The sequence below is a fragment of the Taklimakanibacter deserti genome (genome assembly GCA_003574785.1).
Genome location: QORU01000028.1, coordinates 1 through 16,465, shown reverse-complemented (window position 1 = coordinate 16,465; position 16,465 = coordinate 1). Strand labels below are relative to the sequence as shown.

At 60.2% G+C, this 16,465-nt stretch carries 15 protein-coding genes; 8 read left to right on the top strand and 7 right to left on the bottom strand.

Annotated elements, in window-relative coordinates:
* Nucleotides 1-252: 252 nt before the first annotated feature.
* The 5 genes from DS839_RS34860 to DS839_RS34845 form a co-directional block, all read right to left on the bottom strand.
* Entirely contained in the window at nt 253-1,041 is a 789-nt protein-coding gene (locus DS839_RS34860; RefSeq protein ID WP_162919006.1) for a DeoR/GlpR family DNA-binding transcription regulator, read from the bottom strand.
* 573 nt (nt 1,042-1,614) lie between these two features.
* Nucleotides 1,615-2,706 carry an ImmA/IrrE family metallo-endopeptidase gene (locus DS839_RS34855; RefSeq protein WP_119275170.1) on the bottom strand — a complete coding sequence of 364 codons (1,092 nt, stop codon included), beginning with the start codon at nt 2,704-2,706 and terminating at the stop codon, nt 1,615-1,617.
* A gap of 433 nt (nt 2,707-3,139) precedes the next feature.
* Nucleotides 3,140-3,925: a ThiF family adenylyltransferase gene (locus DS839_RS37225; RefSeq protein WP_119275169.1), complete on the bottom strand. Its 786-nt coding sequence runs from the start codon at nt 3,923-3,925 to the stop codon at nt 3,140-3,142.
* Nucleotides 3,926-4,524: 599 nt separating this feature from the next.
* Nucleotides 4,525-4,962: a hypothetical protein gene (locus DS839_RS36795; protein WP_162919005.1), complete on the bottom strand. Its 438-nt coding sequence runs from the start codon at nt 4,960-4,962 to the stop codon at nt 4,525-4,527.
* The gene (locus DS839_RS34845; protein ID WP_162919004.1) at nt 4,959-5,243 is read right to left on the bottom strand and encodes a hypothetical protein; all 285 of its coding nucleotides are present in this window, start codon (nt 5,241-5,243) and stop codon (nt 4,959-4,961) included. Before DS839_RS34845 ends, DS839_RS36795 begins: the two co-directional genes overlap by 4 nt.
* 669 nt (nt 5,244-5,912) lie before the next feature.
* On the opposite strand from DS839_RS34845, the gene DS839_RS34840 reads away from it, so the two are divergent.
* The 3 genes from DS839_RS34840 to DS839_RS34830 all read left to right on the top strand — a co-directional run bounded on the left by DS839_RS34840 (nt 5,913) and on the right by DS839_RS34830 (nt 8,857).
* Nucleotides 5,913-6,482, top strand: a complete 570-nt coding sequence (locus DS839_RS34840) for an ABC transporter substrate-binding protein (RefSeq protein WP_119275167.1) — start codon at nt 5,913-5,915, stop codon at nt 6,480-6,482.
* 513 nt (nt 6,483-6,995) lie between these two features.
* Nucleotides 6,996-7,403, top strand: a complete 408-nt coding sequence (locus tag DS839_RS34835; protein WP_119275166.1) for a nuclear transport factor 2 family protein — start codon at nt 6,996-6,998, stop codon at nt 7,401-7,403.
* Between the two features lie 350 nt (nt 7,404-7,753).
* The gene (locus DS839_RS34830; RefSeq protein ID WP_119275165.1) at nt 7,754-8,857 is read left to right on the top strand and encodes a hypothetical protein; all 1,104 of its coding nucleotides are present in this window, start codon (nt 7,754-7,756) and stop codon (nt 8,855-8,857) included.
* Here DS839_RS34830 and mocR read toward each other — a convergent pair.
* Nucleotides 8,769-10,301: a rhizopine catabolism transcriptional regulator MocR gene (mocR, locus tag DS839_RS34825; protein ID WP_119275164.1), complete on the bottom strand. Its 1,533-nt coding sequence runs from the start codon at nt 10,299-10,301 to the stop codon at nt 8,769-8,771. The two genes, DS839_RS34830 and mocR, sit on opposite strands and share 89 nt — an antisense overlap.
* 207 nt (nt 10,302-10,508) lie before the next feature.
* On the opposite strand from mocR, the gene DS839_RS34820 reads away from it, so the two are divergent.
* The 3 genes from DS839_RS34820 (at nt 10,509) to DS839_RS34810 (ending at nt 13,877) form a co-directional block, all read left to right on the top strand.
* Nucleotides 10,509-11,642, top strand: a complete 1,134-nt coding sequence (locus tag DS839_RS34820) for a Gfo/Idh/MocA family protein (protein ID WP_119275163.1) — start codon at nt 10,509-10,511, stop codon at nt 11,640-11,642.
* 222 nt (nt 11,643-11,864) lie between these two features.
* Nucleotides 11,865-12,764 (top strand): myo-inosose-2 dehydratase, encoded by a 900-nt coding sequence (gene iolE, locus DS839_RS34815; protein WP_119275162.1) that lies wholly within the window; start codon nt 11,865-11,867, stop codon nt 12,762-12,764.
* A 162-nt stretch (nt 12,765-12,926) separates the two neighbouring features.
* Nucleotides 12,927-13,877, top strand: coding sequence for a rhizopine catabolism ABC transporter substrate-binding protein (locus DS839_RS34810; protein WP_119275161.1), 951 nt, complete (start codon nt 12,927-12,929; stop codon nt 13,875-13,877).
* A gap of 76 nt (nt 13,878-13,953) precedes the next feature.
* On the opposite strand, the gene DS839_RS34805 is transcribed toward DS839_RS34810, so the two are convergent.
* Nucleotides 13,954-14,328, bottom strand: a complete 375-nt coding sequence (locus DS839_RS34805; protein WP_119275160.1) for an endonuclease domain-containing protein — start codon at nt 14,326-14,328, stop codon at nt 13,954-13,956.
* A gap of 95 nt (nt 14,329-14,423) precedes the next feature.
* On the opposite strand from DS839_RS34805, the gene DS839_RS34800 reads away from it, so the two are divergent.
* Complete coding sequence (locus tag DS839_RS34800; RefSeq protein ID WP_119275159.1) at nt 14,424-15,521, top strand: ABC transporter permease; 1,098 nt, start codon at nt 14,424-14,426, stop codon at nt 15,519-15,521.
* Nucleotides 15,521-16,321: an ATP-binding cassette domain-containing protein gene (locus DS839_RS34795; RefSeq protein WP_119275158.1), complete on the top strand. Its 801-nt coding sequence runs from the start codon at nt 15,521-15,523 to the stop codon at nt 16,319-16,321. The genes DS839_RS34800 and DS839_RS34795 overlap by 1 nt, the downstream gene beginning before the upstream one ends.
* The last annotated feature ends 144 nt before the right edge of the window (nt 16,322-16,465 follow it).

Here is a 16,465-nt window from a genome sequence, read left to right as displayed (position 1 = left end):
GAGTCGCGAATATCAGGGATTTTCAGGGATTATCAGGGATTTTTCGGAAAAAATTGGCGGTCTGAGCAATATCAAGGGGTTAGGAAAACGAGCAGGGATTTATCGATCCGCGAGCAGGGACTTTCACGAGGCGCCGCTTTGCCCGAGGCTCGATCCTCCATGCTGAGATTTCCCAAATCTCACGGCCTGGCCCACGATAGCAAGGGCTTTTTGCAGCCGGTCCTGCGAAGCGCCAAGCGCGTAGCAGGACGCCTAAGCCGCGTCGTCCTCGGCGATGATGATCTCGACGCCCGCAAGCGTCAGCAGGCTCGCCAGCGTCGGCTCCGGCGCCTTGTCGGTGACCAGCCGGTCGATCCGTTCCGGCCCGCAGATCTGGATGAGCGCATTGCGGTTGAGCTTGCTCGAATCGGCGAGCACGGTCACGGTGCGGGCCGCATCGATCATGGCGCGCGAGACATAGGCCTCATCGACATTGTAATCCATGAACTTGGCGGCGCCGCTGAGGCTGCCGATGGTGAGGACGGCGTGATCGGCATGGATCTCGCGCACCTGCTCGACCACTTGCGGCCCCAACGTCTCGAAGGCATCGCCGAAATAGCCGCCGCCCAGGAGATGGATCGGCCCGCGATGGTTGGCGTTCCACAATTCCTGCGCCACCATCGTGGCATTGGTGATGACGGTGAAGGGGCCGTATCGGGCGAGCTCCTCGGCGAAGAAGATGGTGGTGGTGCCGCAATTGATGAGGAGGCTGTCGCCGGGCTTGAACAGCTTTGCCGCCGTCCGGCCGATGCGGATCTTCTCCGGCCGGGCGCTGGCGCGCCTTTCGCCGAGCGTGCCTTCCTGGGCCGTCTGCGCCTGCTGCTGCGCCGCCTTGGCGCCGCCATGGACCTTGCGCAGGAGCCCTTGCTCCGACAAGAGGGAGAGGTCCCGCCTGACCGTCTCGCGCGAGGTTTTCAGGCTATCCGACAGGTCGTCGACCGTCACCCGGGCGGTCTGGTTCACCAGCTCCAGGATCTTGCGCCGCCGCTCCGCGGGTCTCATGGATACCTCCCCTCTGCCTGTTCGGGCAATCTCACAGGGACCGAGAGTGCCCATATGGGCAAGAGAGTGTCAACGGGATCCGCTAGGAGGATTATGTTCGGCGCCGATTGGAGGGGGCCTGGTTCAACATTTGGAATCCGCCAGTCGCGCCTATTCAGGGTGCTGAAGAAAGAGATTATAAAAACCTGTGGACAATTGTGTTGTCCGCTAGCGGCCAATACGCAAGCAAAATCATGATACCGTATACTGAACAAGATTGACTGGAGTGCGAGCGATCTGCCGTTCCAGATTTCTGTTGCCGCAGTATTGGACAAGTTCGATCAAGCTGCTGAACTGATGCTAAGAATTGGCAAGAATGGTTCTGTTGAGAAAAACGACTATCATGAATGGCCTGTTTTCGAAACATTTCGCAAAACGGATCAATTCAAAAATGCATACAAGAAGATATACGGTGCTGTCTTTGAGGTGAACGACATAGCGCTTCGGAAAGGGCAAGATACAAACATTACTCCCATGGAAATTAGAAGTGCCAAATCAGCATTGCATTGAGGGAGTGGTTGCTCGTTCGATCGCCTAATTTCGCCATTCGTAGCGTACTTTTAACCGGTTCATCTGGTTATAGTTCAGTACTTTGCGGTGCTGAAGTTGTCCGACGATGATGCCAGGTGCCACCCCAAGCGATGATGCGAACCGCATTACTTCCTCTTCGGCGTAAGTGAAACGCGTTATAAACCGCGTCATTTCCTGTGTTGGGACCAGAAAATCTGCGGCCCAGTCATTTGCTTGCGCTTCCAACTCTGGACCCGCATTCCCTTTCCCCTCTTCGTCTAAGAATACGGACTTGCGACTATGCAGAATGAGGTGGGCACACTCGTGGAAAAATGTAAACCAAAAATGATCATTCGAGCGATGTCTAAGTGTTTGTTGAATTAGTGCTCGACGAGGACTCAACCAGCGCGACACACCGCTCAAGGCTACTTTTGGTAGGGCGCGCTCGAGAACGAATACAACTCCAGCCTCGGCGCATAGGTTCGTTATTATTGGTATGAATCTTTCGATTGGTTCAGTTGTCTGTGTTCTAATGATTTTCAGTGCCTGCACGAACTTTGCCCGATCAAAATCGGTCGGGTTTAGTCGATCGGCCTCTATATCGCCCAAACGCAACCATGCGGCAAGCGCGTGGGAGTCGCTGCTGAAACTCGGTGAATGGCGATATGTGCCTGTCAATAATTCGTCAAATCGTTCCTTACAGGCATCAATGCTACCAGCACCAAAAAACTGTAGAAGTTCGCGCACCTGAACAGCTGGCTTGTTACTTACGTTAAGATGACCGCGCTCACTAAGCTCCTTGAGTGGAAAGGATTTTGCCCAACTGATATAGCTTGCAAGCTTCTCATCTTCCTCAGCACGCGCTAAGTACAGACGGTATTGGGCCTCCATTGTCAATGAGATGACGGCTGGAATTTCAAGGACCCGTTCCAGCTGCAAAGCAGTTTCGGGCTCTATGGCCGCTTTCCCCGAAATAACTTCAGCTATGAGCTTCGCTGACCGTCCGCATCGACGTGCTAATTCGCGTCCTGAAATGCCAAGGTGATCCAGATGCTCTTGAATCAATTGACCAGGGGCAGCGGCGTGGTCAGGATCATACTTATGCCGAATGGTCATCTTGGGAATGACCAGGTTTTCAGATCCAAGTTGCTACTGAATTGCATCAGTCTCGACTCCAAGAATTTCAATTTCAGAAATGAGACCGAGATCAATTAGCACTGAGCTATTTTCTTTGGCTATCGGCTGAAACCGCAAACGTCGGGATCGGGCGAGGTTCACGGTAAATGTCGGGGGTTCCGTCTTTAAGCTAATTGGCGGTTTGCTAGGAACGGCCTTCAAGCTCGGGGCTGCTTTCAAGACTCCCATACGCACTGAAATGGATTGTGCGACGACAGGCCCATATTGGGCTTTAAGGAGTTTGAAGCTGTTGAACACCGCGCAAAGCCGGGCGTCACAGAAGCTTATGTCCACTCTTCCCGGCACCCATAATTGGCGAATCGTTTCGCGAATGGTAACACTATTGTGCTAGGACATGCAACCCAATGTGCTGCTACTCGATCTGATTTGCTCGATCAAGACGAGCATGTTCGATATTTTTTGACCTCGTAGTACAGAGGCAATTTGCATGCCGGCTCTCAGGATAAAGCTCGCCTCGCGCTGGGCCCCAAAGTAAACTGAATTGGAAGCGCGGGCTTACTTCGGTCCTACGTTCGGTCAAATATCTCACAAGCTCGGTTATCATCATGCAAGCGCTCATCGTAGCAACGAATGGAACTGATGGTCTGAAACCAGACCGCTGCTTTTCGTCAGAAAGCCCATAGGCCTCTTCTAGGATTGAGCAAATCGGCTTACCAATACGCTGTCGAAGCCACTCTTGACTCTCAGGTGTCGCGTCAATGAGGTGCGCTTCGTTCAGAGGCGCCAACAAATTGTCGAGGGCGCTGGCGGCGAGGCCGGTCAACCTCTGCTGAACGACTTCAGCGCGCTCACCTTCTCTATTTTCAAATAGACATCGCAAACAAGCGACATCCTGTCCCCAAGGATGGCAGCTAACTTGACACTCAAGCATCCCGCCAATTGCCCCATCGATGATTAGATCAGGCCACAGGTCTTGAGCTGCATGACGAGCCTCAATGCTGTCGAAACCACAAAGTATTATAGGTGCCATTTGCCAATGCTCATCCAATTCGACAAATTCGATTAGCGTCTTGTGGGGTCTGACCACAAAATTGCTTAAGAGCGTGGCAATGAAGCCTGCTTTCGACTTTGGAACTGCATCACGTGTCACTCTAAAGCCGGTACCCCAGTTCTCTTCACCGTAATCTTGATGATCGATAACCTCGGCTCAAGGAGATCGTCTGCCAATTGTTGTGCGGTGGCTGTCGTCCGGCTAAAGCGGAGCTCTTCATGCATTAGTCTGTCATCCCACGACCTGGATTATCCTTGTCGGCTCATCGACCAATTGAATCCTGGACCAGACCTCCATTGTGCTAAGCCGATGCCACTTTCCTTCCTGATAGAGATGAAAGCCGCAATCTCCTATGCGAGTATTTGGTCGCATGGCATAATCGGGGGCCACCGCAGAAAGGTATCCGGGCACTGAAAAGCCATGGCGTTTATCGGTGTCCGATAGATTTACCCCGTAACCCTCGCCATGCGAGTGGATCTGCCCGACCAGAAAGGCGTTGTTGTTCAAGGCTGCGTCAGCTACCTCATTTATTAGGTCGGTGGAAATGGACAGGTAGGCAGGTTCTTTTCGAATGCCGGGGCCCCGCAATGTTACGACGTGGCTCACCGTGACCACAGATTTTGCCCTTCTGCCAAGCCAAAGCGCTACACCCTCACAACCTCGAGCGCCATCAATGGCCATTTCTTGGAACGAAACGACCAGGGCCTCACGCGGCAGGCGCCAAGTTTTCGGTATTGGGAATTGGCTCATTGCCTGAACCTGCCTGCGAAACTCCGATCAAGCTCGTCCTGAAGAATGCGTATAATCAGCAGCAGGACGTTGCCTCGGATGATCAATCTCTTGCTTTTATCTCCGACCCATTCGGGATGGGCGACATAGCCCTCCGCGGTCCAGGTGGCACAAATATCGTTTGGAGGTCGAAAACCAGCTGCAATCGGCCATGCAGAGGGAACGCCTAGGCTTCCATTCGTCGGGTCAACGAACAAGACCGAGGGGGGAAGATCGCCTGGATAGGTATTCCAAAGCAGCCGAGCAGTGAATCTTTCTTCCGGGTGGTCGCCGGGTGAAAGCGTTATCCAGACTTCCAGATCTCCCTCCCGCCCTAGTTCCCAACGCCCAGCATCTTCGGCGCGAAGTGCCGCAGCAAAATCGTCGTCGAGATTGAGCTTTGAGAGCTGCTTCACTGGCCTTGTTCGATTTGCTGGGCCAACTTGAGTGACAACGCTTGAGCATGGCCTGCAATCGAACCGAGGGTGACGGTCAGATCGTTCAGCGGGTCTTTGCCTTTGTAAAGCCGATATGTGATTTGGTTTCCGTCACTGCTGCCCTCTTGGATACTAAAGAAAGCAAGCACCCGGGCTTTCAGCGCCGCCAAGGTTTCTGTCAGAGATGCGTGATGGTCATGAAACGGCTTTTCGGCCGCAGGATAAGCAACGGTGACGTTCAGGTGGTCGTGACTGCCCATGGCAACACTCCTTTTGTTCATCGAAAGTCTGCCTGGTGAGGCGCGACAGAGTTCCCATAAAGGAGCACCAGAGATTCGTCAATAAAGTCGTTTCGCGTTAGGAAGCATATTATTAAAAAATTTTCCACTAACATGTTACGAAAAGAGAAACAGAAAAGAGAGCAGGATCTGGCTCTTCGATTCCCGATCGATCCACTCGGTGAATGGCCCTCGGTGATGAAGTCGGCCAAGGCAGCTTAGGTGATGAGCGGCGCGAGCTGGCCGCAAGCATTGAGCGCGGCGTGCGGTGGTCGCACACCTCGATCGATACCATCACGTGGCCGAGACGCATCCCGAAAATAGGATCTTGGCGAAAGCGCCGACGAGACCGCGTGACATGCCGGCGCCAGCAGGCGTTGCTTAGCTCCATTCGGAACGGAACTCGGTGAGGGGCATTCCACAAATCCGTGTCGCATGGTCTCCCGATATCCGCTGACGTTTCATGGACCACCCGTCTATAGGAGCTCCTTCTTTTGCAGTCGGAAGGAATTCGTCATATTCTCAGCCGGCCTCTTGTTCCAAGGGGTCCGGAACCCTGGAACATTCTGAAATCTGATCTCGCTTGACGAACCGGCCAAACTATCAGAGCGTCGCAGGCCGAGAGGGGGACCACATACGGGGACTGCACAGATGAGCACACTTGGCTTGGCCTATCGCGCCGCCCGCTTTTTGGCCGCGGCTCTTGCGCTTTTGACCGTCGTCGGACTATCCGCGCCGCGCTCGCACGCCGCGAGCTGTCCCGGGGCGGGTACTGTGACGAGTGCCGGAAATGCCTTTATCGCGGCCGCCGCGCGGAACACCGCGGCCGCCTTCTCCTCCGCCCTTGCCCGGCATACGGATACGCGAAGCGCCGCCCTGTTCGCGCTCGGCCAATATCGCAAGGATCTGCCGCGCGCCCGCCAGGGCGAGTTCCTGAGCGGTGCCCATGCCTTCATGGCGCGGTTCCTGTTGCGATATTCCGGGCCCTTCCGCACTCAGCGGGACCTGATCATCGAGAGCTGCCGGGGCGCCCTTATCGAGACGTCTCTCGGCGGCCGATCGAAGATGGTGTGGCGCCTGACGGGCGGAAGGATCAGGGACGTCCGGGTCAGCGGCGTGTGGCTCTCCATCCAGCTTCGCTCCAAATTCACCGGCATCATCCGCCGCAATGACGGCAAGGTCGACGCTCTCCTGGATTTCCTCCGCTCGGGCAGCAACTGATAGCCGGGTACATGGCCGGGTTAACCCGCCATCCAGCCCGGCCATGGAGCCGCCAAGGGATCGCCGGTGGAGATGATAAGACCGTCTCCGCCGGGAGATGTTCAACGAATGGCCTGCGGAGACTGCAAGCACTTTAGCTTGGGAGACCTCCCTTCAGGCGGCACCCACCCGTCGCGCTGACGCGCGCCACCTTCCCCACGCCTGCGGCGTGGTGGAGGGAGGGTGAACGAAAGCCGCGTGCAATGTCTTATCCTGGAAATGACCCCTCGGCCGGTTACCGGGCCGTGCTGAAGGTCAACCGAGGGGCTAACCCCTAAGGGTACAGGCTACGCAACGCAACTAACACCCAGTAACGGAACCCAACCCCGGGGAAACCGCGAAGGTTCCTAAATCGAGCGGCCCGCGGCGTGGCGTTGCCGTCCACGGACGAGCGCCATTCCGCCGGCGGCGGATGCAAGGGAACCATCGGCTTGCCCGCTCATTTCTCCAGATCAAGGAGAAGCGAGGCGAGCCATGAACGACATTTCGCGCCCCGTCCGCGGCGCCGATCGCGACAAGGCGCTCGCCCTCGTCAAGGCGAGCTACGCCGCCTATGTCGCCAAGGATCGCGCCGCGCTCGAAAGAATTCTCGCGGATGATTTCCATTTCACCAGCCCGCTCGACAACCGGCTCGACCGGAAAACCTATTTCGCGCGCTGCTGGCCCAACAGCGAGAAGATCCGCGATTTCGAATTCGTCAATCTGGTGAGCCTCGACGGTGCGCAGGTGTTCGTCACCTACATCGCCACGAATGCGGACGGACAGCGCTTCCGCAACACCGAGATCATGACGCTGCGCGGCGACAAGATCGCCAATGTCGAAGTCTATTTCGGCTGGTCATTGCCGCATGAGGCAAAGCCGGGGGGATTCGTCGAGAAGTGAGACGGAGGTCGACCAGCTCCCTCACCCTGAGGTGCGAGCGAAGCGAGCCTCGAAGGGTGTGTTTCAGTACTCTCGCTCCATCCTGATGGATGCTTCGAGGGCCGCTACGCGGCCACCTCAGCATGAGGGTGTTGAGAGATGATGCCGCGGATGAGCGGCGCTCTGTGCAGAAATGATACAGGAATCAGGCGACGCGCGGGGCAATTCCGGCAACTTTTCCTGGAGTTAGCGCGGCGTCTGCCTTAAGGTAAGCGTGAGGGCCCTGGTGCTGGTGTTGCAGCGGGAAATCTGCAGGCAATCCGTTCCCACGTAGCTGTCGACGGCTGAAGGTCGACTGAGCGAGGCCTTTGATGAACCACACAGACTTTGGCGCCCTGGCGCGCAAATCAACGATGAGCCGGCTCGAGGCGCAGAGCCTTTGGGGCGAAGCGCGCCAGTATGACGGCACGCTCAGCCCATCGCCGGCGCTGATCGACAGGCTGGCGGCAAAGCGCCTGCTGCCCATGGACTTCTCGCGCACGCAGCTGTTCAGCCGCATGGAGCGCTGCCAGCCGACGCTGTTCTCCAACTTTCCCATCAGGCAGCGAAAGACCGGCCGCGCTGGCGCCGCCCTGTCGCTGGAAGAGTCGATCGAGCTCGGTTTTCCACGGGCGAAGCGGGCCCGGGTCAGGACGCGCGGCACGGTCACCTATCTTCCGATCCCTGAGGTGCTGGCCAAATGGCGGGCCGCCCGGTCGGTCTTCGGCGTCACCGATCTTCACTATATCAGCACGCGCTTCGACCGCATTGTCGATACCAGCGGGCTCAATGACTTCAACCTGCTGCCGCGCGGCACCGACGGCTTCCAGTCGCAGGATTCGCTGGTCATCAGCTCGAAGGGCGCCATCACCGATTCCCATTCGGACGACCACAGCGGCAGCAATCATTCCTTCACTGGCGCCAAGATCTGGCTCCTGTGGGACACGGTCGAAGGCTTCGAGCATGGTCTCGAAGACGTCGAGCATCAGAATGTGACGGGCGAGCGGGCGGCTTTCGATCTTGCCGCCTTCGCCCGCCTGGCGAGCGCGTGCTGGATCCTGATCGGACCGGGACAGACGATGTTCATTCCCGCGCATCTGACCCACAAGGTGATCACGCTGGAAAAATATGTGGGTCTCGGCAGCTTCCATGCCGGACTGCCCGGCTTCGTCGATCTGCTGATGCGCTGGCAGCAGCTTCGGCCCCTCTGGCTTTCGGGCCCGAGCGGCGACAAGCGCGGGACGGTCGAATTCCTGACGCGCCGCGCCATCCGCAAGATCCATCAGCTGCGCAGCGCCGGCCGCAGCGAGCAGCTTCACTGGGGCCTGCCCTATCTCAAATCGCGGATCAGAAGTCCCGATGTGGCAGCGGTGCTGCGGAAATCGGGACCGGATCGGAATCTCCGGGCATTCGTCGCCGCGGCCCAGCTCGCGTAGTCGGGTCGACCACTTTCGCCAATTTCTCGATTGCCTTGCGCGTCGCCTTCGCATCCGCCGCGGCGAAACCCATCAGCAGACCGCGAAGCTTCGGCTCGAAGCGATACTGCAGCGACAGCGGCGAGACATTGACGCCCTGGCGCTTCGCCTCGCTTGCGATCGCCGCATCGTCGCGCGACTGGTCGCGGAACAGGCCGACGAGCTGGATGCCGCTGTCGGTGCGGCGGAGCTCCATCCACTCCGAGAGATGCTGGTCGAACTGCTCCATGAAATATTGCCGGCGCTCGGCATAGAGCCGGCGCATGCGGCGCAGATGGCGGGTGAGATGGCCTTCGGTGATGAAGTCGGCGAGCGCGGCCTGCGTGATGAGCGGGGCGAACTGGCCGGTGGTGCTGAGCGCGGCGGTGAGCCTTTCGCGCATGTCCTGCGGCACGACGATGTAGCCGAGCCGCATCGCCGGAAACAGGATTTTTGCGAAAGTGCCGACGAAGATGACGCGCCCGTCGCGGGCGATTCCCTGCAGCGCCGGAATGGGCTGGCCCTGGAAGCGGTACTCGCTGTCATAATCATCCTCGATGATCCAGGCATCCGCCTCCGCCGCCAGCCGCAGCAGATTGAGCCGCTGCTCCATCGCCATGGTGAGGCCGAGCGGCTGATGGCAGGAGGGCGTGACGAAGATCACCCTCGGGCGCGCCGCGGGGGCCGAGAGATCCCAGCCGCGCTCACTGACCCTGAGCGGCACGAGCCTGGCGCCGGCCGACAGGAAGGCGGCGCCGGCGCCGTAATAGCCGGGCTCTTCCATCCATACGGGCTCCCCCGGATCGGTGAGGAGCCGCGCCAGGAGATCGAAGGCGGCACCGGCGCCGGTGGTGATGATGATCTGCTCAGGCGCGCAGGCGACGCCGCGCGACGCGGTGAGATAGCGCGCGATCGCCTCGCACAAAGGCGGATAGCCCATGATGTAATAGGAGCCGAAGAGATCGGCGCGCGCCAGCCTGGTGCGCCGCGCCACGAGCTTCGACCAGGTGTTGAACGGGAAATTGTCGGCATCGGGGAGCCCCGGGTGAAAGGCGGTGATGCCCGGCACGCCGTGATGAAAAGGCAGCGCGCTCATCACCCGCCCGCGCTCCGACAAGGCGCTGCCGCCCTTGGGACTCTCAGGGCCGCGCGAGGGCGGCGCGGCCGGCAGGCCCTTCACCACCGGCGCCGAGCCCCGCGCGATGGCGACGAAGCCTTCGAGCGCCAGTTGCTCATAGGCCGCGATCACCGTATTGCGGCCGAGCCCCAGGTCGCGCGCCAGCATGCGGGTCGAGGGCAAAGCGCTGCCTGAGGTCAGCATGCGCCGCTCGATCAGGTCGCGAAGGCCGAGATAGATCTGCCGGTCGAGATTGATGCCGGAAGCGCGGTCGAGCGGCAGGGTCTCGAGGCGGAAGCCGACGGCCATAGGTGGTTCCTCAAAATCTCATCTGCCTGGTTCTCTACAGGGAACCACTTTAGCGCTAGTTTACGCCGTCGTCATCCTTCCCCCTTTGGGAAGATGGCGAGCATAGCGAGCCGGATGGGGGTCTTTGGCCCACTCTGATCCCCACCCCGGCCCTTCGGGCCGACCCTCCCCGCAAAGGGGGAGGGATAAGAAGCCGGGAACTCAGGGATGGGACGCATCAGGATCGGCGTGATCGGCGCTGGGCATATCGCCCAGATCGAGCATGTGCCCAATCTCCTCCGCCTCAAGGACCGATTCGAGGTCAGAGGCGTGTGCGATCCTTCGAAGACGGCCCGCGCCTTCATCGCCGAGCGCTACAGCATCGCCACCTTCGAGAGCGTCGAGCAGTTGCTGCATCAGCCGCTCGATGCCGTGGTCATCGCCTCGCCCGACGCGTTGCACAAGGAGCATGTGCTCAAGGCCTTAGAGCGCGGCCTGCATGTCTTCTGCGAAAAGCCGCTCTGCTACTCAAGCCATGACATCAAGGAGCTGATCGCCGCCCGCGACAAGGTGGAGCGCGTGCTGCAGGTCGGCTATATGAAGCGCTTCGATCCCGCCTATGAGGCAGCGCTCGACCTTTTGCCCAAGACACCTTCGACCTTGCGCCATGTCTCGGTCGAGGTGAACGATCCCGACGCCTGGCCCTTCATCCGCCATCACGACTGGCGCAAGGCCGAGGATGTGCCGAAGACGCTGATCGCCGAGGTGGCAGAAAAGCAGAAGGCGCAAGTCATGCGCGCCATCGGGCCGGGGGCCGATCAAACGACCTTCCGCGGCTTCTGCACCGCTTATGCATCGGCGTTGGTGCATGACGTCAATGCCGTGCATGGGATGCTCGACCGGCTGGGCGTCGCCGAGGGTGAGATCGTCGGCGCCTGCCTCTATGCCGGCGGCGATGGCGGCCATGGCAGTGTGAGATTGCTCGACGGCCAGGCGCTCCTGACCATGACGCATCTGACCGTGCCGCATCTCCCCGATTATCGCGAGCGCATCACGCTCTATTTCGACGATGCGGCGATCGAGCTCGAATTCCCCTCGCCGTGGCTCAACCACCACACCACCAGGCTCACCGTCAAGCGTGGCAGCAAGCATCGCCTGCATGTCGAGGATATCCGCGTCGGCTATGCCGAGGCCTTCATTGAGGAACTGAAAGGTTTCGCCGACGCGGTCGCGCAAGGGAAAGCGCGGCGCAACAGCGCCGAGGAAGCGGCGCAGGATATGGATCTGCTGTGCGGGCTGGCGCGGTGGCGGTCTAGGCCCTCGCCCCGCGAAGTATCGAGGAAAGCCTATGAGACGACGTGAGCCACATCCCAACTCTTCCCCCTCTCCCGTTGCAAAGCAATGGGAGAGGGTGCCCGAAGGGCGGGTGAGGGCTCTTTGCTTCAGCAAGGAATACTCGTCGACGTCGGAATACGTTGAGCGAAAGAGCCCTCATCCGGCCTTTGGCCACCTTCTCCCACGCTGCGCGCGGGAGAAGGGGAAAGCAGGAAAGAGGGGCGAGGGTATGCGCAGCGGAGCATCCCCGTGAACGTCCGCATCGGCATCAATCCCATCACCTGGACGAATGACGATGTGCCGGAATTGGGCGGCGACACGCCGCTCGAGACCTGCCTTTCGGAGACGAAGCAGGCGGGCTATGCCGGGAGCGAGCTCGGCGGCAAGTTTCCGCGTGACGCGCAAGTGCTGAAGCCCATCATGGCGCGCTATGGGCTCGCCGTCATCTCGGGCTGGTATGACGGGCGCTGCGCCGAGAAGGACGTCGAGGACGAGATGGAGGCGATCGGCCCGCATCTCGCTTTGCTGAAAGAGATGGGGGCGAGCCACGTCGTCTATGCCGACACATCGCTGGGCCGCCATGGCGCCATCTGGGGGCCGATCTCGCAACGGCCGTCATTGAGCGCCGAGGAATGGCCGGCCTATGGAAAGAAGCTCACCGACCTTGCCGAGCGCATGGAAGATTTTGGCGTCAGCATGGCCTTCCATCATCACATGGGCACGATCGTCGAGACGGATGAGGAAGTGGGCCTCCTGATGCGCCATACCGGCCATGCGGTCGGCCTTCTCTATGACACCGGCCATTCGATCTTCTCGGGCGGCGATCCCCTGGCGCTCATCAGGAAACATGTGAAGCGCGTCGTCCATGTCCATTGCAAGGATGCGCGCAAGGCCGTGCTGGAGAAGGCTAGGGCCGAGGATATGAGCTTCATGGGCGCGGTGATGGCGGGCATCTTCACCGTGCCGGGCGACGGCTGCATCGATTATCGCGCCATCCTGAAAGTGCTGGCCGAGAACGACTATTCAGGCTGGCTGGTGGTCGAGGCCGAGCAGGACCCGAAGAAGGCGCATCCGCTGACTTACGCGACGATGGGCTTCAAGAACCTGTCGCGTCTGGCGAAGGAGGTGGGTTTTAAGGTGATGGAGTGAGGACCAATACTACCCTCACCCTGAGGTGCCCGGCGAAGCCGGGCCTCGAAGGGTGGCAAGCGGCAGGACCTTTGTACCTGGATCATGCTTCGAGGCTCGCTACGCTCGCACCTCAGCATGAGGGTATGCATAGGGGGTTACATAAAGAGAGAAGGAGGAACCATGCTTAGGAAAGTGCTGAAACCCGTGCTCGGCCTCATGGCCGCGCTCACGCTGATGTCGGCCGCGGCCAGTGTCGCCGCGGCGGACGAGACCCGCGTCGTCTTCGTCACCCATGGCCAGTCGGGCGATCCCTATTGGTCGGTGGTGAAGAACGGCATGGACGATGCGGCGAAGACCTTAGGGGTAAAGGCCGAGTATCTGGCGCCCGAGACCTTCGACATGGCCAAGATGGCGCAGATGATCGACGCGGCCGCGGCCTCGAAGCCCGACGGTCTCGTGGTGTCGATCGCCGATCCCGCCGCCTTGAGCGGGCCGGTCAAGAACGCGGTCGCTTCCGGCATCCCGGTGATCGTGATCGATTCGGGCGGCGGCAAGCTGACGAAGGAGCTGGGCGGGCTGCTCTATCTCGGCCAGAGCGAATATGAAGCGGGCGTGCTGGCGGGCGAGCGCGTCGCCAAGCTCGGCGTCAAGAAGGCGGTCTGCGCCAATCACGAGGTCGGCAATGTCAGCCTCGATGACCGCTGCGCCGGCTTCGCCAAGGGCTTGGGCGTCGAAGTGCCGGTGCTCAACGGCGTGATGGACCCGACCGAGATGAAGAACCGCCTCATCGGCTTCCTCAATGCCAATCCGGGCACCGAGTTCATCCTGACCGTCGGCATCGGCGGCGCCGAGCCCGGCCTCATGGCGCTCGACGAGCTGGGCCTCACCGGCAAGGTGAAGATCGGCACCTTCGATCTGTCGCCGACGATCCTCAAGGCGACGGCCGACGGCAAGATGGAATGGGGCATCGACGCGCAGCAATATGCCATGGGCTACATCCCGGTGGTGATGTTCGACCTGTGGAAGAAATACAAGATCGCCCCGATCGCCGATTATCCGACGGGCCCGGGCTTCGTGACCAAGGAGACCGCGGCTTCGGTGATCGACCTGGCGAAGCAGGGGAAGAGGTAAGAAACGCCACTGCCCATCGGGGTTCCCTTCTCCCGCTTGCGGGAGAAGGTGCCCGAAGGGCGGATGAGGGTGTTGGTCAGTCTTGCGGCAGCTTATCCGTGAGCGCCAGGAGGATCATGTCCATCACATCATCAAGGCGGTGATAGATGTCATCGTTCAAAATGCGAAGGACTCTATACCCGTGCAATTCGAGATAGTGAGTGCGGCGCTGATCATAGGCGATGTCGTAGTCGTTGGAATGGGTCGCCCCATCGACCTCGATAATGAGCGCTGCTTCGCGACAGATAAAATCGACAGTGAAGGGCCCGATGGGATGCTGGCGTACAAACTTATAGTTGGACAAGCGCCGGCCGCGCAGTCCGGACCACAACCGGATCTCAGCCGGCGTCTGTTCACGGCGCAGACGGCGAGCCTGCCTCAGACGCTTTGGCTCAACGATGCGCGTTATCATCGTCCCAACACCCTCATCCGGCCTTCGGCCACCTTCTCCCGCAAGCGGGAGAAGGGGAAAATGATGCACGACCCGGACAAACGGAATCAAGAGCCATGACCACCCAGACCAGCGACGAAAGGGTCCGCTCCGTATCGAGCCTGAGCCGGCTGCTCGCCCGGCCGGAGCTCGGCGCGATGGCGGGAACGCTGCTCGTCCTCGTCTTCTTCGCCGTGACCGCCGGCGGCTCGGGCCTCTTCAGCGCCAAGGGCATCGTCAATTTCCTCGAAGTCTCGGCCCAGCTCGGCATCCTCGCGGCACCGGTGGCGCTGCTCATGATCGCCGGCGAGTTCGATCTCTCGGTCGGCTCGATGATCGGCTTTGCCGGCATCGTCATCGCCATACCGACGGTGGTGTGGGGCTGGCCGATCGAGCTCTCGCTGTTGCTCAGCTTCATCGTCTGCGGCTTCTTCGGCTATCTGAACGGCCTCATCGTGGTGAAGACCGGATTGCCCTCCTTCATCGTGACGCTGGGCAGCCTGTTCATGCTGAGGGGCCTGACGCTCGGCATCATGCGCGGCGTCACCGGCCGCACCCAGGCTTCGGGCATCCATGAATATTCCAAGGATGCCTGGATCACGCCGCTGTTCTCGGGGCAAATCTTCCAGACGCCCATAGCCTGGCTCGCCGAACTCGGCATCATCGGCAAGCGCGCCGACGGCCTGCCGATGATCTCCGGCATCCCCATGTCGATCATCTGGTGGATCGCGCTCACGCTCGTCTGCACCTGGCTCCTCACCCGCACCCGCTTCGGCAACTGGATCTTCGCCTCGGGCGGCGATCAGAATGCGGCCCGCAATCTGGGCGTTCCGGTGGCGCGCACCAAGATCACGCTCTTCGTCTTTACGGCACTCGCCGCCTGCCTCTTCGCCGCGATCCAGGTGCTGGTGACGGGCTCGGCCGACACGCTGCGCGGCAATCTCAAGGAATTCGAGGCCATCATCGCGGTGGTGATCGGCGGCACGCTCTTGACCGGCGGCTATGGCTCGGCCATCGGCGCCATGTTCGGCGCGCTCATCTTCGGCGTCGTGCAAATGGGCATCTTCTATACCGGCATCGATACCGACTGGTTCAAGCTGTTCATGGGCGCCATGATGGTGACGGCGGTGCTGTTCAATTCCTATGTGCGCAACCGCGCCATGCGGAGCCGCTGATGACGGCGCCCCTGATCGCGCTCGAAAGGGTGAGCAAATATTTCGGCACCGTCATCGCGCTGAAGGACGTGTCCTTCGATCTGGAAGCGGGCGAAGTGCATTGCCTCCTGGGCGACAATGGCGCCGGCAAATCGACCTTGATCAAGATCCTGTCGGGCGTGCACCGCCCCGATGAAGGCACGATCAGCGTCGGGGGTGTGCCTGCAAGCTTCGGCTCGCCGCGCGAGACGCTCGATAAGGGCATCGCCACCGTCTATCAGGATCTGGCGCTGGTGCCCTTGATGAGCGTGGCGCGCAACTTCTTCTTGGGACGCGAGCCGGTGAGGCGCGTCGGGCCCTTCACGCAGCTCGATGTCGACTACGCCAACAAGACCGCCTATCGCGAATTGCGCGACATGGGCATCGAGCTCCGCGATGCCGAGCAGCCGGTCGGCACGCTGTCGGGCGGCGAGCGCCAGTGCCTCGCCATTGCGCGCGCCATCCATTTCGGCGCCAAGGTGCTGATCCTCGACGAGCCGACCTCGGCTCTGGGCGTGCACCAGGCCTCCATCGTGCTGAAGCTCATCGTCCAGTCCAAAGCGCGCGGCATCGGGGTGATCTTCATCTCGCATAATGTGCATCATGCCTATGTGGTGGGCGACCGCTTCACCATTTTGAAGCGCGGCAAGAGTGCCGGCACCTATGCGAGAGCGGACATCAGCCGCGACCAGCTCCTGAACCTGATGGCGGGCGGCAAAGAGCTGGTCGATCTCGAGGCCGAGATCGCGAAACTCAATCATAAGAAGAAGAACGGAGCCTAAGTCATCGATGAATGCGCGAACACTGAAATCTCCCTCCGCCGCGCGAAGCGCGGGGAGCGACTATCTGGGGTGTCAAGTTGCATTTGCATATTGCGCTCGCGCATCGCGTGCTTTGGCATTGAGGCGGACGAGAAGCTTGTGAGC